This is a genomic window from Ruegeria sp. C9, assembly GCF_056537585.1.
This window is the reverse complement of record NZ_JBQFRU010000006.1, coordinates 48574-72655: the sequence shown is the minus strand read 5'-3', so window position 1 is coordinate 72655 and position 24082 is coordinate 48574. Positions and strand designations below refer to the sequence as shown.

At 60.0% G+C, this 24082-nt stretch carries 32 protein-coding genes; 15 read left to right on the top strand and 17 right to left on the bottom strand.

The window, feature by feature from the left end; all coding sequences use genetic code 11:
* Position 1 precedes the first annotated feature (1 nt).
* From trmD to ACR0NE_RS16075, 12 genes are all read right to left on the bottom strand, one after another.
* A complete protein-coding gene (trmD, locus tag ACR0NE_RS16130; protein ID WP_170392667.1) occupies positions 2-805 on the bottom strand; it encodes a tRNA (guanosine(37)-N1)-methyltransferase TrmD in 804 nt (267 codons plus the stop codon).
* The gene (locus ACR0NE_RS16125) at positions 802-1617 is read right to left on the bottom strand and encodes a hypothetical protein (RefSeq protein ID WP_170597468.1); all 816 of its coding nucleotides are present in this window, start codon (positions 1615-1617) and stop codon (positions 802-804) included. The genes trmD and ACR0NE_RS16125 overlap by 4 nt, the downstream gene beginning before the upstream one ends.
* Positions 1617-2120, bottom strand: coding sequence for a ribosome maturation factor RimM (gene rimM, locus ACR0NE_RS16120; RefSeq protein WP_170392665.1), 504 nt, complete (start codon positions 2118-2120; stop codon positions 1617-1619). Before rimM ends, ACR0NE_RS16125 begins: the two co-directional genes overlap by 1 nt.
* Positions 2113-2259, bottom strand: a complete 147-nt coding sequence (locus tag ACR0NE_RS16115; RefSeq protein ID WP_170392664.1) for a hypothetical protein — start codon at positions 2257-2259, stop codon at positions 2113-2115. Before ACR0NE_RS16115 ends, rimM begins: the two co-directional genes overlap by 8 nt.
* A 2-nt stretch (positions 2260-2261) precedes the next feature.
* Positions 2262-2897 (bottom strand): 5,6-dimethylbenzimidazole synthase, encoded by a 636-nt coding sequence (gene bluB / locus ACR0NE_RS16110; protein WP_170597466.1) that lies wholly within the window; start codon positions 2895-2897, stop codon positions 2262-2264.
* Positions 2898-2909: 12 nt separating this feature from the next.
* Positions 2910-3299, bottom strand: coding sequence for a 30S ribosomal protein S16 (gene rpsP, locus ACR0NE_RS16105; RefSeq protein WP_010437590.1), 390 nt, complete (start codon positions 3297-3299; stop codon positions 2910-2912).
* A 43-nt stretch (positions 3300-3342) separates the two neighbouring features.
* Positions 3343-3639, bottom strand: a complete 297-nt coding sequence (locus ACR0NE_RS16100) for a chorismate mutase (RefSeq protein WP_170392662.1) — start codon at positions 3637-3639, stop codon at positions 3343-3345.
* Positions 3636-4175 (bottom strand): GNAT family N-acetyltransferase, encoded by a 540-nt coding sequence (locus ACR0NE_RS16095; protein WP_170513361.1) that lies wholly within the window; start codon positions 4173-4175, stop codon positions 3636-3638. The genes ACR0NE_RS16100 and ACR0NE_RS16095 overlap by 4 nt, the downstream gene beginning before the upstream one ends.
* On the bottom strand, positions 4172-4723 hold the full coding sequence (locus tag ACR0NE_RS16090) for a GNAT family N-acetyltransferase (RefSeq protein WP_170402397.1): 552 nt from the start codon (positions 4721-4723) through the stop codon (positions 4172-4174). Before ACR0NE_RS16090 ends, ACR0NE_RS16095 begins: the two co-directional genes overlap by 4 nt.
* Entirely contained in the window at positions 4720-5232 is a 513-nt protein-coding gene (locus ACR0NE_RS16085) for a GNAT family N-acetyltransferase (protein ID WP_170597463.1), read from the bottom strand. The genes ACR0NE_RS16090 and ACR0NE_RS16085 overlap by 4 nt, the downstream gene beginning before the upstream one ends.
* A gap of 41 nt (positions 5233-5273) precedes the next feature.
* Entirely contained in the window at positions 5274-6782 is a 1509-nt protein-coding gene (gene ffh, locus ACR0NE_RS16080; protein WP_170597461.1) for a signal recognition particle protein, read from the bottom strand.
* A gap of 160 nt (positions 6783-6942) precedes the next feature.
* On the bottom strand, positions 6943-7461 hold the full coding sequence (locus tag ACR0NE_RS16075) for a hypothetical protein (protein WP_170392657.1): 519 nt from the start codon (positions 7459-7461) through the stop codon (positions 6943-6945).
* 89 nt (positions 7462-7550) lie between these two features.
* Between ACR0NE_RS16075 and ACR0NE_RS16070 the strand changes: the two genes are divergently transcribed.
* Positions 7551-8081 carry a prolyl-tRNA synthetase associated domain-containing protein gene (locus tag ACR0NE_RS16070; protein ID WP_170597459.1) on the top strand — a complete coding sequence of 177 codons (531 nt, stop codon included), beginning with the start codon at positions 7551-7553 and terminating at the stop codon, positions 8079-8081.
* Here the strand turns inward: ACR0NE_RS16070 and ACR0NE_RS16065 are convergent, their stop codons facing one another.
* Together ACR0NE_RS16065 and ACR0NE_RS16060 are read right to left on the bottom strand one after the other, a co-directional pair.
* Positions 8082-8822, bottom strand: a complete 741-nt coding sequence (locus tag ACR0NE_RS16065) for an aspartate/glutamate racemase family protein (protein ID WP_170597457.1) — start codon at positions 8820-8822, stop codon at positions 8082-8084.
* Between the two features lie 64 nt (positions 8823-8886).
* Positions 8887-9468, bottom strand: a complete 582-nt coding sequence (locus ACR0NE_RS16060; RefSeq protein WP_170597455.1) for an NAD(P)H-dependent oxidoreductase — start codon at positions 9466-9468, stop codon at positions 8887-8889.
* Positions 9469-9588: 120 nt separating this feature from the next.
* Here ACR0NE_RS16060 and ACR0NE_RS16055 point away from each other — a divergent pair, with 120 nt between their 5' ends.
* From ACR0NE_RS16055 to ACR0NE_RS16040, 4 genes are all read left to right on the top strand, one after another.
* Entirely contained in the window at positions 9589-10467 is an 879-nt protein-coding gene (locus ACR0NE_RS16055) for a LysR family transcriptional regulator (protein WP_170597453.1), read from the top strand.
* Positions 10464-11375 (top strand): DMT family transporter, encoded by a 912-nt coding sequence (locus tag ACR0NE_RS16050; protein ID WP_170597451.1) that lies wholly within the window; start codon positions 10464-10466, stop codon positions 11373-11375. The genes ACR0NE_RS16055 and ACR0NE_RS16050 overlap by 4 nt, the downstream gene beginning before the upstream one ends.
* 57 nt (positions 11376-11432) lie before the next feature.
* Positions 11433-11711 carry a hypothetical protein gene (locus tag ACR0NE_RS16045; protein ID WP_170597449.1) on the top strand — a complete coding sequence of 93 codons (279 nt, stop codon included), beginning with the start codon at positions 11433-11435 and terminating at the stop codon, positions 11709-11711.
* A gap of 81 nt (positions 11712-11792) precedes the next feature.
* Entirely contained in the window at positions 11793-12206 is a 414-nt protein-coding gene (locus ACR0NE_RS16040) for a universal stress protein (RefSeq protein ID WP_170597447.1), read from the top strand.
* Here the strand turns inward: ACR0NE_RS16040 and ACR0NE_RS16035 are convergent.
* Positions 12203-12535 (bottom strand): ArsR/SmtB family transcription factor, encoded by a 333-nt coding sequence (locus ACR0NE_RS16035; RefSeq protein WP_170392649.1) that lies wholly within the window; start codon positions 12533-12535, stop codon positions 12203-12205. The two genes, ACR0NE_RS16040 and ACR0NE_RS16035, sit on opposite strands and share 4 nt — an antisense overlap.
* Positions 12536-12766: 231 nt before the next feature.
* Here ACR0NE_RS16035 and ACR0NE_RS16030 point away from each other — a divergent pair, with 231 nt between their 5' ends.
* The 5 genes from ACR0NE_RS16030 to ACR0NE_RS16010 all read left to right on the top strand — a co-directional run bounded on the left by ACR0NE_RS16030 (position 12767) and on the right by ACR0NE_RS16010 (position 15337).
* Positions 12767-13099 (top strand): AtpZ/AtpI family protein, encoded by a 333-nt coding sequence (locus ACR0NE_RS16030; RefSeq protein WP_170392648.1) that lies wholly within the window; start codon positions 12767-12769, stop codon positions 13097-13099.
* Positions 13100-13101: 2 nt separating this feature from the next.
* A complete protein-coding gene (locus ACR0NE_RS16025; RefSeq protein ID WP_170597445.1) occupies positions 13102-13860 on the top strand; it encodes a F0F1 ATP synthase subunit A in 759 nt (252 codons plus the stop codon).
* 48 nt (positions 13861-13908) lie between these two features.
* The gene (locus ACR0NE_RS16020) at positions 13909-14133 is read left to right on the top strand and encodes a F0F1 ATP synthase subunit C (RefSeq protein ID WP_005981269.1); all 225 of its coding nucleotides are present in this window, start codon (positions 13909-13911) and stop codon (positions 14131-14133) included.
* Between the two features lie 86 nt (positions 14134-14219).
* Positions 14220-14771: a F0F1 ATP synthase subunit B' gene (locus ACR0NE_RS16015; protein ID WP_170597443.1), complete on the top strand. Its 552-nt coding sequence runs from the start codon at positions 14220-14222 to the stop codon at positions 14769-14771.
* A gap of 5 nt (positions 14772-14776) precedes the next feature.
* Positions 14777-15337, top strand: a complete 561-nt coding sequence (locus ACR0NE_RS16010; RefSeq protein WP_170597442.1) for a F0F1 ATP synthase subunit B — start codon at positions 14777-14779, stop codon at positions 15335-15337.
* Between the two features lie 81 nt (positions 15338-15418).
* On the opposite strand, the gene ACR0NE_RS16005 is transcribed toward ACR0NE_RS16010, so the two are convergent.
* Positions 15419-16189, bottom strand: a complete 771-nt coding sequence (locus ACR0NE_RS16005) for a FadR/GntR family transcriptional regulator (protein WP_170392644.1) — start codon at positions 16187-16189, stop codon at positions 15419-15421.
* Between the two features lie 151 nt (positions 16190-16340).
* Between ACR0NE_RS16005 and ACR0NE_RS16000 the strand changes: the two genes are divergently transcribed.
* The 5 genes from ACR0NE_RS16000 (at position 16341) to ACR0NE_RS15980 (ending at position 22902) form a co-directional block, all read left to right on the top strand.
* Complete coding sequence (locus tag ACR0NE_RS16000) at positions 16341-17534, top strand: aminotransferase-like domain-containing protein (RefSeq protein WP_170392643.1); 1194 nt, start codon at positions 16341-16343, stop codon at positions 17532-17534.
* A gap of 45 nt (positions 17535-17579) precedes the next feature.
* The gene (locus ACR0NE_RS15995; protein ID WP_170392642.1) at positions 17580-17975 is read left to right on the top strand and encodes a hypothetical protein; all 396 of its coding nucleotides are present in this window, start codon (positions 17580-17582) and stop codon (positions 17973-17975) included.
* Between the two features lie 141 nt (positions 17976-18116).
* Positions 18117-21572: an AAA family ATPase gene (locus ACR0NE_RS15990; RefSeq protein ID WP_170597440.1), complete on the top strand. Its 3456-nt coding sequence runs from the start codon at positions 18117-18119 to the stop codon at positions 21570-21572.
* Positions 21573-21625: 53 nt separating this feature from the next.
* Positions 21626-21979, top strand: coding sequence for a hypothetical protein (locus ACR0NE_RS15985; protein WP_170597438.1), 354 nt, complete (start codon positions 21626-21628; stop codon positions 21977-21979).
* A gap of 125 nt (positions 21980-22104) precedes the next feature.
* The gene (locus tag ACR0NE_RS15980) at positions 22105-22902 is read left to right on the top strand and encodes a class II glutamine amidotransferase (RefSeq protein WP_170402350.1); all 798 of its coding nucleotides are present in this window, start codon (positions 22105-22107) and stop codon (positions 22900-22902) included.
* Between the two features lie 10 nt (positions 22903-22912).
* On the opposite strand, the gene ACR0NE_RS15975 is transcribed toward ACR0NE_RS15980, so the two are convergent.
* Positions 22913-24076, bottom strand: a complete 1164-nt coding sequence (locus ACR0NE_RS15975; protein WP_170597436.1) for a lytic murein transglycosylase — start codon at positions 24074-24076, stop codon at positions 22913-22915.
* Between the last annotated feature and the right edge of the window lie 6 nt (positions 24077-24082).

The following is a 24082-nucleotide window of genomic DNA, read 5'->3' as shown; positions in this document are numbered from 1 at the left end:
CTTAGCCCTTATCTTCTGATTTTCGATAGGCGTCCCACAGATCGGGCCGCCGTTCGCGGGTGATCTGTTCCGACATTTCATGACGCCAATCCGCAATGCGTCCATGGTGGCCTGACATCAGGATCTCGGGGATCGGGCGGCCTTTCCAGTCGGCGGGGCGGGTGTATTGCGGATGCTCCAATAAGCCAGAGGAAAAGCTCTCCTCCTCGGCTGAGGCCTGATTGCCCAGAACGCCCGGGATCAGCCGCACGGTGGCGTCGATCAGGGCCTGCGCGGCGATTTCACCCCCGGTCATGACAAAATCACCCAAGCTGATCTCTTGCACGCCGTAATGTTCCAGCACCCGCTCATCGACGCCTTCGAAACGACCACATAGCAGGGTCATGCCATCGCAGCGAGCCAGGTTTTGCATCATTTTCTGATCCATCCGACGCCCACGTGGGCTGAGGTAGATCAACGGCCAGTTGCCCCGGATGCCCGCCATCGTATGCTCAATGGCCTCACCCAGCACATCGGCACGCAGCACCATGCCCGCACCGCCGCCCGCAGGGGTGTCATCCACATTGCGGTGCTTGCCGATCCCGAATTGGCGCAAATCCACAGTTTCCAACTGCCATAGCCCTTCTTGCAGGGCCTTGCCGGTCAGGCTTTCGCCCAGAACACCGGGGAAGGCAGATGGGAACAACGTGATGATCTTGGCCTTCCACACCCCGTGCAGATCGGGCGTCGGCGTCATCAACTCGCGCGGCTTCAACGTTGGACGGATGGCTTTGCGGCCATGGGACTTTCCGGGTTTATCTGTCATCTCGAGCCGATCAGATCATTCTGGGTGCTTTGAACCAAAGCCGTCTTTTGATCGATCAGCGCAGCATCGTCCAGATCGGATCGGTTCATTTCCAGCATCTGCTGCAAGACATCCTCGGGCAGGCGTGGGTTTGATCGGGTCGGGCCTACCAATTCGGCGGCTTTGTCCGCAGGCAGGTCAAGGAATTCAGCAAAAGTGCTTCCAAGCCCATGTCGCTGGCCCTGCAGATCTTCCAGCCATTCGGTGCGGACCGAGACCGAGGGCAAACGGTCGCGCACAGCCGCAGCGGCAATCTGAGGCGACGGCACCGGTTCAAGCCGGGCGCGGAAAGTCTCAAAATCCTGAATTAGGCGCGAGCGTTGAAGATCATGTGCCCACAGGCTGCGCAGCCAGCTTCCGCGTTGGCGCAGCGAGTAGTAGATCGTGATATGCACCTCTTCCCCGGCAAACCGGTCGCGGATCAGGCCGACAAGGCACGAGGCGAGCTCGGGCGCGGCCTCATATCCCACCGCGACATTGCGGCTGGGGCGCAGGCCTGAGAAATTCTCTTCGCTCAGAACCAGCCCGCGCTTCTGGCCAAATTCCAGTGAATTCAGGAAGTGACGCATCTGATCCTTGAAATCGCTCAACGCGCCGGGGGTGCCGTAGACGGAATAGCGAGTGGCTGCTTCGGACAAGCCGGTTTTGCGGGTCCGATAGGGCAGGACCAACGCATGGTGCGGCCAGATCAGTGAGCGGTTTTCGAACAGAAAGGACTGTGCCGCCGTCGTCCCGGTCTTGTGCAGACCCAGATGCAGCAACACGCGGCGCATTACAGCAGGCCCTCGGGCGGATCAGCGATGATGCGGCCCTTGTCCAGATCAACGGTCGGAACGGATTCGAGTGTAAACGGCAGCAGCACGGTGGCCTTTAAGCCCGGCCCATGCAGTTCCAACAGATCCGCCGCACCGTGATTTTGCACCGATTTCACTCGGCCCAGCAGCGTGCCGCCGGTGTCATAAACCTCAAGCCCGATAAGGTCGGTGTGGTAAAACTCATCATCCGGCAGCGACGGCAATTGATCGCGCCGCGCATAAAGGCGCAGGCCATTCAGCGCATCCGCCGCTTCCTTCGTCTCAATGCCACCCAGCCGAGCGGCAAAGCCGTTCTTGATCGCGCGGGTCAGGACTACTGGATAGCGCTCTTTACCTTCTTCGTCTGTCAGCGGCGAATAGCCCTCGATATCCTCGGGGACGGCACAGAAACTTTTCAGCCGCACCTCGCCGCGCACCCCATACGAGCCCGCGATGCTGCCTACGCAGATCAGATCACTCATTTCGACCATCCGTCACACATAGCCCGTCCCGCCATTGTCCGATCACCTCGCACGCCTCGCGCTGGTTCGAGCGTTCGAAGAATACGCCCACAATAAATGCGATCGCCAGCAGGATGGGAAGCCGTAACAAACCGAACATGACTAACGCACCTCGATCGACAGAGAGGCGTCGCGGCATTCCCAGCCGACCTGCTCCAGCTCCGGCGTATCGGATTGGGCCTCGGGCCAGCCCAAGCAGAAATATCCGATCAACCGCCAGTCCTCGGGGACATCCAGATCGCGCACCATCTGGTCCGGGTCGAGGATCGAGACCCAGCCCAGGCCCAAGCCTTCTGCCCGCAAGGCGAGCCAGAAGAGCGTGATGGCTGAGACGACGGAATAACGCCGCATTTCGGGCATAGTGCCTGCGCCGAGACCTTGACCTTTGTCGGTGGCATCGTCGCAAAACACGGCCAGCTGCACCGGAGCTTCTTTCATCCCGGACAGTTTCAGCTGGCTGTACAGCTGCGCCTTTTCGCCGGAATACCCGCTCAGCGCCCGCTCGTTGGCCGCTTGGAAATTCTTCAGCGCCGCGTCGCGCGCGGCCTGACTTTCGATGCGGATCACGCGCCAGGGTTCGCTGAGCCCAACAGAAGGGGCCAGTCGAAACGCGTCGAGGCAGCGCGTAAGCACTGCCTCGTCAATTGCATCGGTGCGAAACCGGCGCACATCACGCCGGAGCCGCATCAACAGATCGAACTGCGTGCGAAAATCGTCGGAAAAGGCCTGATCCTGCACGCGCCCGACTGCTTATTCTTCTGCAGCTGCTTCTTCAGCCGGTGCAGCAGCTGCTTCGGCAGCTTCAGCAGCCTTGGCAGCTTTCTCTTCCGCGCGTTCCTGAGCTTTCTTGCCCGGAGTACCCTTGTTGGGGTTGTTGCGCTCGGCCTTGTCACGGGCGCCAGCAGCTTCCAGCATACGTGCGATCCGGTCGGTGGGCTGTGCGCCCTGATCCAGCCAGTACTGGATGCGTTCCATGTTCATTTTCACGCGCTCTTCGCTGTCTTTCGGCAGCAGCGGGTTGTAGGTGCCCAGTTTTTCGATGAAACGACCATCGCGCGGCATACGGCTGTCAGCCGCAACAATGCGATAGAAGGGACGCTTTTTCGAGCCGCCGCGGGCGAGACGAATTTTCATTGCCATGGTGGTATCTCCTTTAGATGGCGTTTACCGGGATCGTTTCCGGTTAATTCTGATGTTTCTTGTGGTGTCGGATGACTTCCTGAATGATGAAATTCAGAAAAGCCTTGGCGAAATCGGGGTCCAGATCGGCCTCTTTCGCCAGGTCTTCTAACCGTGCGATCTGCGCAGCCTCGCGCGACGGATCGGACGGGGGAAGGTCGTGTGCGGCCTTGAGCTTGCCAACGGCCTGCGTGTGCTTGAACCGCTCGCCCAGCGTATAGACCAGGATCGCATCCAGCCGGTCGATGCTTTCTCGATGGTCTTTCAACAGCGCAGCAGCCTGTGTCACGGGGTTGTTCATTGGCCGGTCCTTTCGGTGGTCAAATCAATCTGCGGATGACGCCAGATCTGAGCGTGCTTGCCCAAAAGCTCGGCTCTCTCAATCTCCAGCGTTGCGCCCAGCCGTTCGGCCAGCGCGCGCGAGCGATCATTGGCATGGGCGATGTAAGAAATTACACCGTTAAGCCCCTGATGCCGCGCTGCATAGTCGCGTGCAGCCGCGGCGGCCTCAAAGCCCAGACCTTTGCCTTCGGCCTCGGCCATCAGCGTCCAGCCCAGCTCGGGCTCCGCCCAGCCGGGTACGTAGATCATGCCTGCCCATCCCACGAATGCGCCGCTGGCCTTTTCAGTCAGATGCCACAGACCATAACCGCGCAGCGCCCAATGACCCAATCTGTTCGAAAGAGAGCTCCAGCTTCCAAGAGCGTCCTTGGGACCACCAACCATATGGCTGCGCTCGGTCGCGTAGAACGCGGTCATCGCAGGCAGATCGTCCAGATGCGGCGCGCGAAGGATCAGGCGATCGGTTTCGACGGTGGGTATAGTGAACGAGGTCATGCGTATGCCTCCACGCCACCATTTACCAGATCGGCAGGCGCCGAATGACGCCAGACCTGCATCGCCCCGAAAGCCGGGTGTTCGAACATATATTCAAACTGCGCGCCCAGCCGTTCCGCGACAGCCTTGCTGCCCAGATTATCCGGATCGATCAGCGAGATTGCGGTTTCCCAGCCCAGCACGTCATAGGCATGTGCACGTGCAGCCAGTGCCGCTTCGGTCGCATAACCCTTGCCGGTGGCGTGGTTCATAAGGGTCCAGCCAATTTCGGGCTCGGGCCAGCCGTGAGGGTTCCACAAGCCAACATGGCCTACATAGGTGCCGGTGTCTTTTTCCTCGACACCCCAGAAGCCATAACCACGCATCGCCCAGTGGCCTAACAGCATCGCAACAGCGCGCCATGTCTCATCCGGGCGTTTCGGGCCGCCGACGAATTTCGAGGCGTCGCTGGCAAAAAACTCTGCCTCAGCCTCAAAATCGGCCTCGCAAGGGGCCCGCATGATCAGGCGTTCGGTTTCCAGCGTTGGTATGGCCATGGCAAGTGTCATGCCTGCACCTCGCCGTATCGCCAGACATGCTGGGTTGGACCAAAGGCGCTTTCGGCAACGGCGTCGCGCGTTGCACCCAGACGCTGTGCCAATGCGTTCGAACGCGTGTTGGATTGCGAAACGTAACTTACGAACTGACCGGACCCGAGCAGATCGAAGCCAAAATCGCGAACGGCGCTGCACGCTTCGGTCGCGTAACCTTGCATGCGGAACTTGCTATCGAACATATAGCCAAGCTCGGGCTCGTGATCGTCCCATTCGAGGCCCAGAATGACGAAGCCAATGACCTGATCATCGTCTTTAAACGTGACGGTGAACAAGCCGTGACCATGCAAAAGCCAGCCTGATGTGTAGTAGGAAAACTCAGTCCAGGCGTCTTGCTCGGTATCGCCAAAGCTGTCCTTGCAGATCGATGTCCACACCGGCAGGTCGTCCAGAGTGGGTGCACGCAGAACCAGCCGCCGGGTCTCAATGACCGGCAGGGCCGCGCGATACTGCGCTGCTGCCATCGCCGCCTTTCCGGACGGGGGCTGGGTGCAGCGTGCTGACGTCACTTTTTCTTTCCAAAACCGCTCAACCCCGGGGGCAGGCCCATGCCGCCACCCAGTCCGGGCAGACCGCCGGGCATCTTACCGCCCATCGCTTTGGCGGCTTGTTCCAGCGCCTTGGGGTCCATGCCCGCAGCCATTTCCTCGGGGCTTGGGCCACCTTTGCCGAACATGCCTTTCATGGCCTGTTTCAGCATCTTGCCTTTGCCCATTTTGCCCATCTTTTTCATCATGTCGGACATCTGCCGGTGCATCTTGAGCAGCTTGTTGAGGTCGCTGACCTCCATACCCGAACCGGCGGCGATGCGTTTCTTGCGGCTGGCTTGCAGCAGTTGCGGGTTGGCGCGTTCGCGTTTGGTCATCGACTGGATCAGCGCGATTTGCTGGCGCAGGATTTTATCGTCCAGACCGGCCTGATCCATCTGCTTGGCCATCTTGTTCATGCCCGGCATCATGCCCATCATGCCCTGCATGCCGCCCATCTGGATCATCTGCTCCAGCTGCATTTTCAGGTCGTTCATGTTGAACTGACCTTTGACCATGCGCTTCATCATGCGCTCGGTCTGTTCCATCTCCATCGTTTCCTGGGCTTTTTCGACCAGAGCAACGATGTCGCCCATGCCCAGAATACGACCGGCGATCCGGTCCGGCTCGAAGGTTTCGAGCGCGTCCATCTTCTCGCCCAGACCAACAAAGCGGATCGGCTTGCCGGTGACCGCGCGCATCGACAGCGCCGCACCGCCGCGCCCGTCACCGTCCATACGGGTCAGGACCACGCCCGAGATGCCGACCTTGGCATCAAACTCTTCGGCCACTTCAACAGCGACCTGACCGGTCAGGCCGTCGACCACCAGCAGCGTCTCGCGCGGGTCGACCACGTTACGAACCTGCTCGACCTCGTCCATCAGGACTTCGTCGATATGCAGACGGCCCGCGGTGTCGAGCATATAGACGTCATAGCCGCCGAGCGTTGCCTGTTGCTTGGCGCGCTTGGCGATATCAACCGGCGTCTGACCGGGTACGATCGGCAGCGTATCTACACCAATCTGCGTGCCCAGAACCGCAAGCTGATCCATCGCCGCTGGGCGATAGACGTCCAGCGAGGCCATCAGGACCTTCTTGCCCTCTTTCTCTTTCAGGCGTTTCGCCAGCTTACCGGTGGTGGTTGTCTTACCGGAACCCTGCAGGCCGACCATCAGGATCGGGGCAGGCGGGTTGTCGATCTTCAGCGCACCGGGGTCTTCTTCGCCGCGCAGTGTATCGACCAACGCGTCGTGCACGATCTTGACGACCTGCTGGCCGGGCGTGATCGATTTGGTGACAGCTTGACCGGTCGCCTGTTCCTGTACTTTCTTGACAAACTCGCGCGCCACCGGCAGCGAGACGTCGGCCTCAAGCAGGGCAACGCGGACTTCGCGCAGGGCGGTTTTCACGTCTTCTTCAGACAGGGCACCCTGTTTGGTCAGCCGGTCAAAGACGCCGGAAAGGCGTTCGGATAGATTTTCAAACATGCCTTCGGCCTCCTTAGCCGGTTATCTGGTGGCGTGCCCTAGATAGGACGCGTCGGTTAAATGCACAAACGCCCCCACGGGCGAAACTCGCTGGTGGGGGGCGATCCCTGAACGACTCAAGGGACCGGAAGATCAAACGCTTCCGGATGTTGGCGGCGATTTAGGCCGATTGGCTGGCAGAGTCAACCTTGCGCGCCGGAAGCCAATCGTTGACCGCATCCACCAGCCGATGCGCGCCGCGCCCGCTGGAATAAGCCTCGACAATGGGATGCCGCCCGGCGCTCATGCCTTCATCCAGTATCAGGACAGGGCGATAGAGGGTCGATGTGCCATTGTCGCTACGTGAGGTCGTGCTTTCGGTTTCCGCGTGCGAGAGGTGCGAGAGCTCATGTTCCACGGCATCATATCCAAAGACTGACTGTCTGCGGATCAGGATGCTGTTATTATTGCGATCCAGTATGACCTGCACGCGCCGGACAAAGGCGCAAAATGCACCAAAACCCATGCCTCCGCCGAATAGTGCGAAGAAAATGCCGAACAAGATACCCTCGCCACCTTCACTGGCCAAGAAGACGCCCGCGCCGACAAATGCCAGAATGAAGAAAACCAGCGTGATGCCGATGAACCATGGCGTATTGGACAGGATCAGTTGGCTCGGAGTGTTGCGCGTCACTTTCATGGCGGCACGCTAGCACCGAATGCCGCGCCTGTCGTGGCTTGAATTTACCTGTCGGTTGGGCGATGAGCGCGCCATACGAGGAGGTTCCCATGGACGCATCATCTGCCTTTCAGGATACATTACCGCTGAGCTCAGATGCGCTGCTGGCGCAGTTGGATGAATGGGGGCTGTCTTATCGGTTGCATACTCATATCCCGCTGCGCACCGTCGAGGATGCCAAGGGGGTGGAAGGCCAGTTCATGGTGCCGGGTGAAAACGCGCTGCGGCTCAAGAACCTGTATCTGCGCGACAAGAAAAAGCGGAACTATCTGGTGACGCTGGAACAGAGCCGCGAGATCGACCTCAAGGCGCTGGGCGCAGAGCTGGGAATTGGCAACCTGTCCTTCGGCTCGGCGGACCGGCTGTTTCAGAACCTCGGCATCCGCCCTGGCGCGGTCAGTCCGCTGGCGATGATCAACGGCGTTGAGAACAACGTTATGTTCTTCATGGACGCCGCCGCGCAACAGGCCGATGTCATTAACATGCACCCTTTGGTCAACGACCGAACCGTCGTTTTGTCGCGCGAAGACCTGATGGCGTTCTTTGATAAGATCGGGTGCGAGGTGACCTGGCTGCCTTGATCACCCCTCAAGCGCTTCGTTCAAAGCGGCAGCGACATGGGCGGCAGAGGGATTGACAAACAAGTGGCCATCCGCCTCGAACACCGGATCGTCCAGATGGTCGGGGAAGGCCAGAGGCAACTCAGTACAGGCCAACAAAATCGCAGTTCCAGGCGCGGCGTGTTTATTGCAGAAGGCCAGCAGGCGCGCATGTGCGGTGTCAGACGCACCGCCGTAGAAATCACTGTCGATCATCGCCTGCATCTCGGCAATCTCGGGCTCGGGCAGGCGGGCGTTTGCGGTGATGCTCTCGGCGGCCAGCCGGTCGGCGTAGTTACGGGCTTGCATGGTGACTGTCGTGCCAAGGACCAACGCTTTGGTCGCGCCGGTCGAGGCGGTCGCGTGGGCAGTTGCGTCAAAAATGCTGAGAATCGGCATCGAGACACCCTCGCGGATCGCATGAAGACGCGCGTGTGGCGTATTGGATGCGATGATGCCGAAATCACAGCCTGCGTGTTCCAAAGTCAGCAGGGCCTCTCGGAACACCGCGTCGAAGGCGGCCCAGCTTTCCTCATCACCGGCCACGCCGCGCAAGGCGCGGGTTTTGGCTTGGGTGACGGATTCGATGGTCATGGGTGGGATGGGCAGCGGCGATCCGTGGCCGCGTTCAGCGAAATACCGACCCGCGCCTTCAGCAATCGCCCGGTAGTAATCGACAGTTGAGGCCCAGCCGACACCGCCCAGTATTCCAATCTTCTTCATGTGAAACGCCCAGTCTGCCGATTTGCCTCGGTGCAGACTGGACGGTTCAAGGGGGTCAGGTCAATCAGGCCGCCAGTTCGGTGACAGCTCTCTGCGCATTGGACAGGGTTGTTTCGGGGTCCAGTGCCATGCGATCTGCGGCGATGACCTCGACATCATGGATGCCGATGAAGCCCAGAACATGGCGCGCATAGGTGGTGGCAAAGTCGATTTCGGAGCCCACCGCCGTACCGCCTGATGCAACAGCAAGGATGGCGCGTTTGCCTTCCAGCAGACCTTTCGGTCCTTCTTCGGAATAGGAGAATGTCAGACCGGCACGGGCGACCAGATCAATCCAGGCCTTGAACGCGGCGGGAACTGAGAAGTTGTAGATCGGCAGGCCGATGACGATCGTGTCGGCCTTTTGCAACTCGGACACCAATTCGTCCGACAGGGCCAGCAGGTCTTTCTGTACCGCGTCACGCTGGTCGGCGGGGGTGAAATTGGCGCCGATCCAGTCCTCGGTCAGCAGGGGCAGGGGGGTGGCCAGATCGCGGCGGATGATACGCCCGGCGTTCAGGTGGCGAACCACGCGGTCGGACAGATCGCGGGTGGCAGATCCAGTGCGGCGGGCCGAGGCGTCGATATGCAGGATGGTTTTGGTCATTTCGAGGCGTCCTTTGTTGCGGAATTAGCTTCTGTTGCCCCAATATGGCTGTTGCGTGCATGAACAAAACTCGGATATATCAACAAGCATTGTTAGAATTTGCACATTGGATCAGATGCAATGGACAATTGGGATGAAGTGAGAACCGCCTATCAGGTGGCGCGCATGGGAACGGTCAGCGGCGCGGCGGATGTGCTGGGTGTGCACCACGCCACCGTGATCCGCCATATCGATGCGATCGAGGCACGGCTGGGCGTCAAACTATTCCAGCGTCACGCGCGTGGGTACACACCAACCGAAGCGGGAGAGGACCTGTTGCGGGTCGCGCAGGCAACCGAAGATCAGTTCAACCAGCTGGTCGGTCGCATGAAGGGGCGCGGAGAAGATGTCTCGGGCGAGATCGTGGTCACCTCACTGGCCTCACTGGCCCCGCTCATCGTACCGACGCTGACCGAGTTCCAGCAGACCCACCCGGGATTGATCGTGCGCTATCTGACCGGCGACCGCCTGTTCCGGTTGGAATATGGCGAGGCGCATGTGGCGATCCGCGCCGGGGCCGCGCCGGATCAACCGGACAATGTGGTGCAGCCGTTCATTCCACAAGAGGTCGGACTATTCGCCAGCAAGGCCTATCTCGCGCGCCACGGCAAACCCGCGGACGTTGCAGATTTCGCCAATCACCACTTCGTCGGCAATGATGACGAAAACAGCCGCGCGCCGTTTTCCCGCTGGCTGCGTGCCAACGCGCCGGAGCAGGCGATCACTTTCCGCTGCACCAATAATTTCTGTATGCGAGAGGCTGTTCTGGCCGGTGCAGGCATCGGCTTTATGGCCCGTTGGGAGGCCGCGCGCGATCCCGATCTGGTCGAGGTGATGGCACCGTTGCCCGAGTGGTCTGGCAAGCTGTGGTTGGTGACTCATGTGGATCTGCACCGGACCACTAAGGTGCAGGCTTTCCTATCCTTCCTGAAAGATCAATCCAAGGGCTGGCTGCCGTGACACCGCAGGCGCGCGGCCATCTGGCCATGCTAACATTCTCGGCTTTGGTGGCGGGCAGTTTCTCGCTTGGCTCAATGGCGGCAAATGAGATCGCACCGTCGGCGATCACGGCAGCGCGCTTTGCGATTGCGGCGGTTGTGATCGGCATCGCTGCGATTGCCACAACGGGCATTCCGCGCAGCGCGGCTCGGGCACCATGGCGCTATCTGGTTCTTGGCGGATTGTTCGGAGCCTACTTTGTCCTAATGTTCTACGGATTGAAAACCGCTCCCCCGGTCAGCGCGGCGGCGGTCTTTACGCTGACCCCGGTCATGTCGGCGCTGGCCGGGTGGGTGCTGCTGCGCCAGATCACCACCCCACGCATGGCGCTGGCCCTGACGGTCGGTGCGGTGGGTGCGCTGTGGGTGATCTTCAGAGCGGATTGGCAAGCCTTTCAGGCCTTCGAGATCGGAGGCGGCGAGATCATCTATTTCTGGGGTTGCGCCGCGCACGCCGTCTATACGCCGATGATACGGCGATTGAACCGGGGCGAGCCTGCGGTGGTGTTCACCTTCGGTACGTTGGTTGCGGGGTGTTTGATCCTGACGGTCTGGGGCTGGTCCGATATCCGTGCAGTAGATTGGGGCAACCTTCCCGGGATTGTCTGGGTGACGCTGCTTTACATCTCGTTGTTTGCGACCGCCGCCAGTTTTGTACTGGTTCAGTTTGCAGCCCTGCGTTTGCCCGCGGCAAAGGTCATGGCCTACACTTACCTGACACCCAGCTGGGTGATCCTGTGGGAAATCGCTTTGGGACGACCAGCGCCGACAGCGTTGGTGTTGGTTGGTGCCGGGCTCACCGCTGTTGCGCTGTTGTTGCTGCTGAAAGGAGAAGACGCGCCTGCAAACACTCCGGTGCGCTCGAATTGAAGCTTGTGATTTCTACCTGATGTGGCAGCCTGCCTGTCACCACCAAGGAGCTGGGCCATGAAAACAATGTCACTTATTCCCGCATTGCTGGCGCTGTCCGCCTGTGCCCCCGGTGGCGCGAAAGACGGTGCAGAGGCGGACCTGCAAGCCAGCTGCGAAGCCCTGGTGGGCGCCGAAACCGGCACAGGGCCTGATGGTGTCAAAGCGATGTCGACCCAGTCCAGCCCGACAGGCTCGGTCACCAGCGTATTCGTGGCAGGGGCCGAGGCTCCGTGGCTCTGTCGTGCCGACCCAACGGGGGTTGTGACTGGGGTGGAATATAGCCGCGAGGGCTGAGCCTGCCGTTTGGATCGTCCCGACGGGTCAGACTGGCGAACCGCCCGGGTCGACATATCTCAGGATCAGGAGGACGCCAATATGTTCAAACACATCATGGTCCCGGTCGACCTGCACTTGCCGCCCGAGGTCAAGAAAGCCACCGAGGTTGCCGCGCAATTGGCCAAATGGCAGGGCGCCAAAGTGACCATCGTCAGCGTCACCGGCCCGCAGCCTGGGGATAGCCACCTGACAACAGACGCGATCAAACAAGAATTGCTGACCTGCGCCAGTGAAATTGCGATGCAAAGCGGCACAAGTGTGGACACACGCAACATTCACTCGGTTGATGTCGCGGTCGAGATCGACAAGGACCTGACCCACGCAGCAGAGGAAATGGGGGCCGATCTGATTGTTGTGGGAACCCACGCACCCCGGATCACAGACTATATCCTGTCCAGCCACGCGGGATATCTGGCCAAACACGCCAGCATGTCGGTCTTAGTTGTGCGTTAGGCCTCATCCGGGGGCAGTTCAACTTCTAGAAACCGCTCGAACGCATCCAGATTGACCGGTTCGAACTGTCCGAACCCCTGCATCCAAACCGAGGCCGCACGAAGCGCGTCGGGTTCAAGTTTGCACCACTTCACCCGTCCGCGTTTTTCCTGAGAAATCAGACCTGCTTTGGTCAGGATCACCAGATGCTTTGAAATCGCGGCCAGCGACATTTCGAACGGTTCGGCCACGTCGGTGACGGCCATGTCATCTTCCAGCAGCATCGCTAAGATGGCGCGGCGGGTGGGATCGGCGAGGGCTGCGAAGACAGTGTCGAGGTCGTTGGACATGGTTCCGCTGAACCATAGCCTGTGAGTTTGGTCAACCATTTGGTTGAATATGCGGATTCAGGCTTATCCGCCCGGTCAGCGAATTATACGCCATCGGCAGGTTTCGCGTGGTCTGTAATATTAATATAAAAATCATATACTTAGCGACGTTCATGCTGCGGCTTCATTGCCGTTGACTCTGCGCCTTCAGCCCCTTAGCACCCTACCCAAGACTGTGCGAGGGAAACGCCCGTGACCGAAGATGACCAAAAGCAGCGTATGGCGCAGCTGGAGGCCAAGATCGAAGCGGCGAAAAAGGCCAAAGCGCCGAAACCTCGTGCGGATGCTGACGTATCCGGAGGCGAGCTTGCCTGGAGGATGGTCATCGAAATGGTTTCCGGTCTGGGGATCGGATTTGGCATCGGATACGGGCTGGACAGCCTGCTCGGGACGATCCCGATCTTTCTGGTGCTGTTCACATTGCTGGGCCTTGTCGCGGGCGTGAAGGTTATGCTCCGCAGCGCGAAAGAGGTTCAAGAGAAACAAGCGGCCGCAAGCGCGACCGAGAAGGACGAGAGGGACTGAACGTGGCAACCGAGACCACCGCAGAAAAAGGCAGCAGCCTGGCTTTCCATCCAATGGACCAGTTTATCGTCAAGCCGTTGTTCGGCGACGGTGCGATTGCCTGGTACACGCCCACCAACGTGACCCTGTGGCTGTTCCTGGCGATTGCGGCGATCTTTGTCCTGCTGGTTCTCAGCACGTCCAAGCGCGCCATTGTTCCGACGCGGATGCAGTCGGTGGCCGAGCTGGCCTATGGTTTCATCTACAAGATGCTGGAAGACATCTGCGGCAAGGAAGGCGTAAAGTACTTCCCCTATGTCATGACCCTGTTCATGTTCATCGTCTGCGCGAACTTCCTGGGCATGTTGCCCATGTCCTTCACCACCACATCGCATTTCGCCGTGACCATCCCGCTGGCGCTGGCCGTGTTCCTGACCGTGACCGTTTTGGGTTTCGTCAAGAACGGCGCTGCGTTCCTGGGCTTGTTCTGGGTCTCCAGCGCGCCGCTGGCGCTGCGCCCTGTTCTGGCGATTATCGAGCTGATCTCGTACTTCGTACGCCCGGTCAGCCACTCCATTCGTCTTGCCGGTAACGTCATGGCAGGCCACGCGGTTATCAAGGTGTTCGCAGGCTTTGCCGCGATTGCCGTGATCTCGCCCGTGTCGGTTCTGGCGATCACCGCAATGTATGGCCTTGAGGTCCTCGTGTCCTTCATTCAGGCCTACGTCTTCACCATTCTGACCTGTGTGTATCTGAAAGATGCGCTGCATCCGTCGCACTAAGGTCCGAACCCCCAACATCGAAACTTCCAAATCGTAAGGAGAATTCTCATGGAAGGCGATCTCGCACACATCGGCGCAGGCCTGGCAGCAATCGGTTCCGGCGCAGCCGCAATCGGGGTGGGCAACGTTGCAGGCAACTTCCTGGCCGGCGCCCTGCGCAACCCTTCGGCGGCTGCTTCGCAGACCGCAACCCTGTTCATCGGTATCGCGTTCGCAGAAGCGCTGGGCATCTTCGCATTCCTGGTCTCGCTGCTGCTGATGTTCGCCGTATAATCTGCGGAACCTGATCCTTACGCGCAGGTGGGCCCAAGCCATAGCGGCCCATCTGTTGTAAAGACAACGTTCCGACGGAGGACATCATGGCGACTGAACCCATTGCTGAAGAAGTAGTAGGCACATGCGTTGATTCCAGCGGCTACGCCGTCGGGATGCCGCAGCTCTGCTTCGATTGGTTCCCCAACCAGATTTTCTGGCTGGTCATCACGCTGGTCGTCATCTTTCTGGTCCTGTCCCGCGTGGCTCTGCCCCGCATCGCGGCAATCCTGGCTGAACGCCAGGGGACCATTACAAATGACCTGGCTGCGGCCGAAGATCTGAAGGCCAAAGCGGTCGAGGCCGAAGAGGCCTATAACAAAGCGCTGGCCGATGCCCGTTCTGAGGCTCAGCGTATCGCAGCGGAAGCCCGCGCCGAAATCCAGGCCGTTCTGGATGACGCGATTGCCAAGGCGGATGCGGAAATCGCTGCAAAGGCGACTGAATCGGAAAAGGCAATTGCCGAAATCCGTGCAGGTGCGCTGGAAAGCATTCAAGTGGTTGCCAAGGATACGGCGGCTGAACTGGTCACAGCACTGGGCGGCGAGGCGGATGCCAAAGCCATCAACAGTGCAGTAGATGCGCAGACGAAAGGATAAGTGACATGCGGAACACTCTTGCCCTTACCCTGACCGTTGGTGCCGCCAGCCCCGCGCTGGCCGCAAGCGGCCCGTTCTTCTCGCTTGCCAACACTGACTTTGTCGTCACTCTGGGCTTCATCGTCTTTATCGCGGTCCTGTTCTACTTCAAGGTCCCCGGTATGATCGGTGGTGCGCTGGACAATCGCGCCGAAGGTATTCAAGCCGAGCTGGACGAAGCCCGCGCCCTGCATGAAGAAGCACGCAGCCTGTTGGCCTCGTACGAGCGCAAGCAGCGCGAAGTTCAGGGTCAGGCCGAAGCTATCGTTGCCGCGGCCAAGGAAGACGCGGTTCTGGCAGCTGAACAGGCTAAGGTCGATCTGGAAAAATCCATCGCGCGCCGTCTCGCGGCAGCGCAGGATCAAATCGCATCCGCCGAGGCATCTGCCGTCAAGGAAGTCCGCGATCAGGCCATCACCGTAGCGGTTTCGGCAGCCAACGCCGTGCTGGCCAAACAGATGACCGCAACGCAGGCGAACAAGCTGATCGATGCATCCATCGCGGATGTGGGTGAAAAGCTACACTGATCGCCTGGATCATATGATTTGAAAAACCCGAGGGCTTCAGGCTCTCGGGTTTTTTCTTTTCGTGGCTTCCAGTTTGAAGGATCAGACCTCTCCAGTCTCGTGCTTCAAACGCTGTTGCGCGATCTCTTCATTGCGCAGGGCCTTCTGCTGATCGGCCATGCAGCTTTTGACAAAGTTCAGATGATCTTCGACCGCCTTCCGTGCCCCTTTCGGGTCGCGGTCCTGCAGGGCTGTGTTGATGGCTCGGTGCTGGTCCAGAATTGCGTCGCGGGTGGTGCGTTGCTGGAACATGATCTGTCGGTTGTAGAATACGCCCTGCCGCAGCAGATCGAACATCGACCGCATCATATGCAGCATCACCACGTTATGACTGGCCTCGATGATCGCCATATGGAACTGGGCGTCCAGATGCGCCTCTTCTTCGGCTGCATTGCGGGCGTGGGCGTCTTCCATCTTGTCCAGTATGGTCTGCACCACCTTCAGATCGCTGCCCGAGCCCATGCGGGCGGCACGCTCAGCCGCTAGACCCTCCATGTCACGCCGGAATGAGAGATAGTCGAACACTGCCTCGTCGTGATTGCCGAACAACCGGATCAAAGCTGGCGCGAAGGCCGAGCCCAGAACCTCGGCCACATAGATGCCCGATCCGGCCTTGGCAGTCAGCAATCCCTGCTCCTGGAGGTCCGAGATTGCCTCGCGCAGCGACGGGCGCGACACGCCCATCCGCTCGGCCAGCTCCCGTTCTGAGGGCAGGCGTTCTCCGGGGCGCAGAATGCCGCGTAGGATCAGCAGTTCGATCTGGCGCACAACAGCCAGTGACAGTTTTTCGGTTTGAACTTTTTGAAAAGGCATCTGGCTACCACTTGGAATTGGTCAAGTCACTTGACCACGTTTGTAAGGGGCGTTCAAGTCGCTCACAGAGGTTGAAACATTAGGTCAGAATTATTGACATAAGAGGCGCATTGCCTAATCTGCGACCCAAGGGCGGAGGAGGCCCCCTACGATGGATCAGCTCTACGCCACCCGAACCGCTCGGATGAAGGCTTCCGAAATCCGCGAATTGCTGAAACTGCTGGGCGAGCCCGGTATCATTTCCTTCGCAGGCGGTATTCCCGACCCCGCTTTGTTTCCAGCAGAGGCTTTCGCCGAAGCGTTTCAAAATGCGCTTAGCCCAGATCAACAGGCGCAGGCGCTGCAATACTCGGTCAGCGAGGGCTATGCCCCGCTGCGTGAATGGCTGGCCGACCATATGCGTGGGATCGGCGTTACGTGCGGCATCGACAACATCCTGATCACCTCAGGCTCGCAGCAAGCGCTGGATTACTTGGGTAAGTTGTTCTTGTCACCGGGTGATACTGCGTTGGTTGGGTGGCCCACATATCTGGGCGCGCTCAATGCGTTTGACGCTTATGAGCCGCGCTTTGACCAGCTTAGCATCAATGGCAATCGTGGGGCTGCCGAATACCAGGCCGCCGCCGGCAACAGCCCGATCAAATTCGCTTATCTCTCCGCCGATTTTGCAAATCCGACTGGTGAGACGGTCGATCTGCGGGGCAGGGAGGCGCTGCTCGATCTGGCAGATGAATTGGATTGCGCAGTGATCGAGGACGGAGCCTATCAGGCGCTGCGCTATGACGGCGATCCGATCCCTCCGATCCTCGCGTTGGAACAGGCGCGCAAGGGATCGATCGAGAACTGCCGGACGATCTATTGCGGCAGCTTCTCGAAAACTCTTTCACCGGGGTTGCGGCTAGGTTGGGTGGTTGCAGCAAAACCGGTGATCTCGCAACTGGTGCTGCTGAAACAGGCGGCTGATCTGCATTCTTCTACGATCAACCAGATGGCGGTGTATCAGGTGGCACGGGATCGCTTTGACACTCATGTCCCCATGCTGCGCCAGACCTATGCCGCGCGCCGCGATGCGATGCTTGAGGCGCTCAAAGAGCACATGCCCAATGGCGTCGACTGGACCCGACCCGAGGGCGGCATGTTCATTTGGGTCACTCTGCCCAAGGGAATGAACGGCGCCGACCTGCTGGCGAGGGCGCTGGAAACGGTCAAGTTGGCCTTTGTCCCCGGTCAGGCCTTCTATCCCGACGACACCGGGTCGAATACCATTCGACTGAGTTTCTCCAACTCGGATGAGGACACGATCCGCGAGGGTATACGCCGGTTAGGAGAAGTGTTGCGCGCCTGAAACGGGGAAAGGTTTCATTAACCATATTGTCGCTAATAAAGCAGCATGATCCGCGTGCTCGCTTTCCTGTGCCTCGCCGCCTGCTCGGGTGGTACACCCTATTTTCGCGACTTGCCCGCAACGCGCGTCGCGGTGAATGGCAGTATCTTCGACGTCCGCGTCCGCAATGAACTGGCCGAGGCCGTCCGCGTGAACCCGCAATACGCGCCGCGTCTGGGTCCGATCCGCGATCGGGCTGCGCTGGCCATGGCGCAGGTCTCGGGCTGTCCGCTTCTGGATGTTCTTGGCGATGCGGCCGTCACTGTGGGCGTGCTGGGCTGCGACCAGGAACTGGGGGAAAAACTGATTTTCGGCGCACTCCTTCGCCGTCCCTATGAATGCGTTGATTACGGATATTACGAAGACTACGGATATCAGGTCTTTGAATGCTCGCCTTACTGAGATACGCGGGACTCCGCGTAGTTTTGCCAAGATGTTGTGGATAACTTGGTCCAATCTCCCATATCCTGCGCAATCACGTTGACACCTCCCCCATCCGTTGCGCAGACTTCTTACCCATAGGAATCACACCAAGAGCAGCCATTGCGCTTTAGCAAACTCAAACTGACCGGCTTCAAAAGCTTCGTGGACCCGACCGATCTGATCATCGCGGACGGGCTGACCGGAGTGGTTGGTCCGAATGGCTGCGGCAAGTCCAATCTGCTGGAAGCGTTGCGCTGGGTGATGGGTGAAAACCGTCCCAAATCCATGCGCGGTGGCGCGATGGAGGATGTGATCTTTGCGGGCGCTGCCACTCGGCCTGCGCGCAACTTTGCCGAGGTGGTCCTGACGATGGACAACTCGGAACGTTTGGCGCCATCCGGCTTCAACGACAGCGACCAGTTGGAAATTGTCCGCCGCATCACCCGCGATGTGGGCAGTGCCTACAAGACCAACGGCAAGGACGTGCGCGCCCGCGACGTTCAAATGCTGTTCGCGGACGCCTCGACCGGTGCGCATTCGCCTGCGCTGGTGGGGCAAAACCGCATTGCCGAACTGATCAACGCCAAACCCCGCGCACGACGTCGCATTCTGGAAGAGGCCGCCGGCATCTCCGGGCTTTATCAACGCCGCCACGAGGCAGAACTGAAACTGAAAGGCACCGAGGCCAACCTGACCCGCGTGGATGACGTGCTGGAACAATTGGGCGGGCAGTTGGCACAACTCGCCCGTCAGGCCCGGCAGGCGGCGCGGTATCGCGAGATCGGCGAGCTGTTGCGTCAGGCCGAAGGGATGCTGCTCTATCGCCGTTGGAAAGAGGCCGACATGGCCCGTCAGGCGGCCGAGGAAAAGCTACGCGACCGGATCACCGAAGCCTCTCGCGCCGAGGCATCCGCCCGTGAATCCGCCGCCAAACGCGCTGAGATCGAGGAAACCCTGCCGCCCCTGCGTGAGGAAGAGGCCATCGCCGCAGCCGTCCTGCAGCGCCAGCAGGTGCAGCGCGATCAGCTGTCGGATCAGGAAACCCGCGCACGCCAGACGATCGAGACTCTGACCAACCGTATCCAGCAATTGGGCAACGACATCGAACGCGAATCCGGTCTGAACCGGGACGCGGGTGAGATGATCGAACGGCTGGAATGGGAGGCCCGCGAGCTTGCAAAAGCCGCCGATGGCTATGACGAAAAGGTCGCTGAAGCTGCTGAAGTTGCGCGCGAGGCCGCGTCGGTGTTGCAGGATCGCGAAGATCACCTGTCGCAGGAAACCGAAGACATGGCCCGTCTGGTGGCTCGCCACCAATCGGCGCAACGACTGGTTGAAGACAGCCGCAAGACACTGGTTCGTTCCGAGGGCGAGGAAGAAAAGGCCCGCGCCGCCGTGGACGAGGCGCGCAATGCCCTTTCCCGTGCCAGCGAGGCGTTCGAGACCGCGCAAGAGGGTGAGGAAGAAGCTCGCGAAGCTGCTGAGGCAGCGGAAGAAGCACTGGCCGCCGCCGACGAGCTGCGCAACGATACACAGGCGCGTGAGGCCGAGGCCCGCGCCAAACGCTCCGAGGCCGAGGGTGAACTGGGCGCGATAAGGGCCGAGACCACCGCGCTGGCCAAGCTGGTCGAACGCGACACGGCTGAGGGTGGGCAAGTGCTCGACATGCTGCGGGTGGCAACGGGCTTTGAAAAGGCATTGGGGGCTGCGCTGGCGGATGACCTGCGTGCACCGTTGGTCGAGGGCGACGGACCTTCAGGTTGGGTGCAGGTAGCGGGCTATGACAGCGACCAGCCCTTGCCCGACGGGGCCGAGCCGCTGGCGTTGCATGTGTCCGGTCCCGACCGCCTGAGTCGCCGTATTGCGCAGATCGGTTTGGTCGATGCGGATCAGGGCGCGCGCTTGCAGGCGTCGTTGAAACCGGGTCAACGCTTGGTCTCACGCTCGGGCGATTTGTGGCGCTGGGACGGATTCCGCGCCTGGGCCGAGGATGCACCAAGCGCTGCCGCCCTGCGTTTGGAACAGCTCAACAAGCTTGAGGCGCTGAAACAGGAACTGACCCGCACCGAGGCGCAGGCCGAAGGTGCCCGCGCCGCGCATGAAGCGCTGTCACAGCAACTGGCCAATGTAACCGAGGCTGACCGCCGCGCCCGCGAGGCCCGCCGTGCCGCGGATCAGCGCATGGCGGAAACCGCGCGGATGCTCAGCCGGGCTGAGGCGGATCGAAATCTGGCGCAGGGCAAGCTAGAAACACTGACCCTCGCGGTCGACCGTCATAAGGAAGACGCCATGTCCGCCCGCGCACAACTGCGTGAGGCTGAAGGCGCGTTGACTGGCCTGGGCGACCTCGACAGCGCCCGCGCGCAGGTCGAAGATATCAAACAGACGGTCGAAGCGGCGCGGATCACCATGCTGACCCACCGCTCGACGCATGATGAATTGCGCCGCGAGGGCGAGGCGCGCACCCGGCGCACGCAGGAGGTGACTAAGGACCTCAGCGGTTGGCGGCATCGTCTGGAAACGGCGGAAAAGCGGATATCGGAACTGGCCGAACGCAAGGAAAGCTCGGAAGAAGAACTGACGGAGGCGATGGCGGCCCCCAGCGAAATCGCCGAGGCACGGGAAGAACTGAACGAGCTGATCGAAACCGCTGAGGCTCGGCGCGCTGAAGCCGCCGACAAGTTGGCCGAGGCCGAGACCCAGCAGCGCGAGGTGGTTCTTGCCGAGCGCGAAGCCGAACGTCTGGCCTCGGAGGCGCGCGAAAGCCGCGCGGCGGCTGAGGCGCGTTGCGACGCCGCCAAGGAAAGCGTAGTCGCCGCAGCAGAACGCATTGCCGAGGATCAGCAACTGACGCCGAACCAGCTGCTGAACCAACTGGACGTGAACCCTGACCAGATGCCCGCCGCCGACGCACTTGAAGCCGAAGTGAACCGCCACAAGCGTCAGCGCGACGCCATGGGCGCAGTGAACCTACGGGCTGAAGAGGACAGCAAAGAAGTTCAGGAAGAATTCGACACGCTGAACGGCGAAAAGGCCGATCTGGAAGAGGCGATCAAGGCCCTGCGCAGCGGCATCGCCAGCCTCAACCGCGAGGGTCGCGAACGCCTGCTGACCGCGTTCGAACAGGTGAATTCCAACTTCGCCATGCTGTTCAAGCATCTGTTTGGCGGCGGCGAGGCCAATCTGGTCATGGTTGAAAGCGACGATCCGCTGGATGCGGGCCTTGAGATCATGTGCCAGCCGCCGGGCAAGAAACTTTCGACTCTCAGCCTGCTTTCGGGCGGCGAACAGACCCTGACCGCGACGGCGCTGATCTTTGGCGTGTTCCTTGCCAACCCCGCGCCGATCTGTGTGCTTGATGAGGTCGACGCCCCGCTGGACGATGCCAACGTCACCCGCTTCTGCGACTTGCTGGACGAGATGTGCCGCCAGACCGATACGCGTTTCCTGATCATCACCCACCACGCGGTGACCATGGCGCGGATGGATCGGCTGTTCGGTGTGACGATGCAGGAACAGGGTGTCAGCCAACTGGTTTCGGTCGATCTGAAAAAGGCCGAGCAGATGGTCGCCTGAGCGATCACCGCAACGTTATGACCCATTCCCGGCTTGCCGGGTTAGGGTAGCGTATGACCCGATCACTGATCTTTTTTCTGCTATGCGCCACCCCACTTGCGGCCGCCGAATGGGCCACCAAACCCGGAGACCAGCCGCTTTCTCCGCAAGAGCTTGAGGCTTTGGCGGGCCAGACTCTGACATTCTATGATGACGGTCAGTCCAAATACTCGGCCGGAGGGGCCTATTCCTATACCTATGCCAGCGGCGAAACCGCCTTTGGCACCTATTCCATCGCCGGGGACGGCAGCGTTTGCATCGCATATCGTAACGGGTTCAGCCGATGCGACCTATATGTCCGCAGTGGCGAGCGGTTGATCCTGATTGATGAGAAAGGCAACCGCTATCCGGTCAGAGCGAGTAATTGATCTGTTTTTTCCGATCAATTAGATATTTTGATAGAGAGCTTGAGCAAAAACGGAAGAAAACGGGATAATCATCGTCAAATCAAGTTGTAGAATGCCCTGGATCGAAAAACTGATGGGGATGCCAAATGTGCCGTTTTTTGGCTTGGGTTGGGGAGCAGCGATATCTGGATGAATTGATCCAGGAGCAAGAGCAATCGCTTGTCATCCAAAGCCGCAACGCGTTGATCGGGAAGACACCAATCAATGCCGATGGGTTTGGACTGGCCTGGTATTCTGATCGCGAAACGCCTTGTTTCTACAAGGACACTCATCCCGCATGGTCCGATGCAAATCTCAAACAACTGGCTCATCACACACGATCACGACTGTTTTTGGCCCATGTAAGAGCGTCGACAGGCACTGCGACCTCGCGCAACAACTGTCACCCCTTTGGAGTTGGCAAATGGAGCTTCATGCACAATGGCCAGGCTGGAGGGCATGACCAAATCCGGCAGCAGCTCGATGCTATGATCCCGGCACATTTATACGGGCACCGAATGGGTGCGACAGAAAGTGAAGCGATCTTTTTGATTGCTCATGGCGAAGGTCTGGATTCAAATCCGATCGACGCAATGGCACGGGCCGTGGGGCGGGTGGAAGCGCTGTCCCGACAATGCGGATCGTCGCCTTATATGCGGTTTGCTGCGTGCTGGTCAGATGGCAGGCGTGTATTTGCGGCGCGTTATGCGTCTGACCGTTATGCACCCAGTCTGCATTACCGAACCTCAGAAGACGGGATAGTGATATCGTCCGAACCGCTTGATGCAGACAGTGACGGCTGGGTTGAAGTACAGCCCAATACCGCCATCGTCACAGAAGGCTCGCTGGTATCTATCCATGCGTTTGATCCGTCAGTGAAGCGTGAACCAGCAAAGGTCGCCTAGGCGCTGACCCTTATAGCTGGTTCAGCAGCTGTGTCGTTGGCCACGCATCCGCTGGCAAACCCAGACGCAATTGTTCAGCCTGCACAGCCGCACGGGTTCCGGCCCCAAGGATGCCGTCGATCTTGCCTACATCATAACCCCGTGCCTGTAGCTTGCTCTGCAACTGCTTCATCTGTGCGCCCGTCAGCCCCGGCGCGGGGTTGCCTGCGTCGTAGATCTGCGCGCCTTCCAGCCGTGTGCCGAAATAGGCGGCGGTCAGGACGTAAACGAAGCTCTGGTTCCATTCGAAATAGACGTCGAAATTCGGGTAAGCCAGAAAGGCGGGGCCCTTGTGCCCTTGTGGCAGGATCAGCGAGGCAGGCAGATTTGCCAACGACCCACTGCGCGCCTGCACGCCCATCGCCTGCCATTCGGACACCGAGCGGGGCTTGCCGGGGCCAGAGAGAGACCAGTCCATCTGCGCGGGCACGTTGACCTCTTGCAACCATGGCTGACCCGGTTGCCAACCCAGATGCGACAGCATCTTGGCCCCGGACATCAGTGCATCCGGCGCCGAGGTTTTTAGCGAAACCTTGCCGTCTCCGTCCCCATCCACGCCGTTTTCCAGAATGTCGCGGGGCAGCATCTGGACCATGCCGATTTCACCGGCCCAAGCCCCGGTGGTGCGGGCGGGGTCAAAATTGCCCTGGCTGTACAGCTCGATCGCGGCGAAAATCTGCGGGCGGAACAACTCGGGGCGGCGGCAGTCGTGGGCCAGCGTCACCAGCGCGTTGCGAGTGTTGAAATCGCCCTGAAAGGACCCGTAGTCGGTCTCGAACGCCCAAAATGCCAGTAGCACACCCCGCGAAATGCCGTATTCCTGCTCAATCCGGTCAAACACCGCGTCGTATTTGCCCGACATGGCCTTGCCCCGGTCGATCCGGTTCTGTGAAATCAGGCGCCGCGAGAAGTCGATGAATGGTTTCTGGAATACGCCCTGCGCGCGGTCGGCTTTCAGAACGGCTCCGTCCTGCTGCACGCCCTTGAAAAAGCTGTTGACGGTGGATTTGTCGTAACCCTGCTGAATGGCTTCGGCTTTCAGCCCTTTGACGAAGGTGTTGAACCCGCCGCCGCATTGGGCAAGCGCGGGCGAGGCGAAGAGGGCGGCGGCAATAAGGCCGGAAAGGAAACGCATAAGACT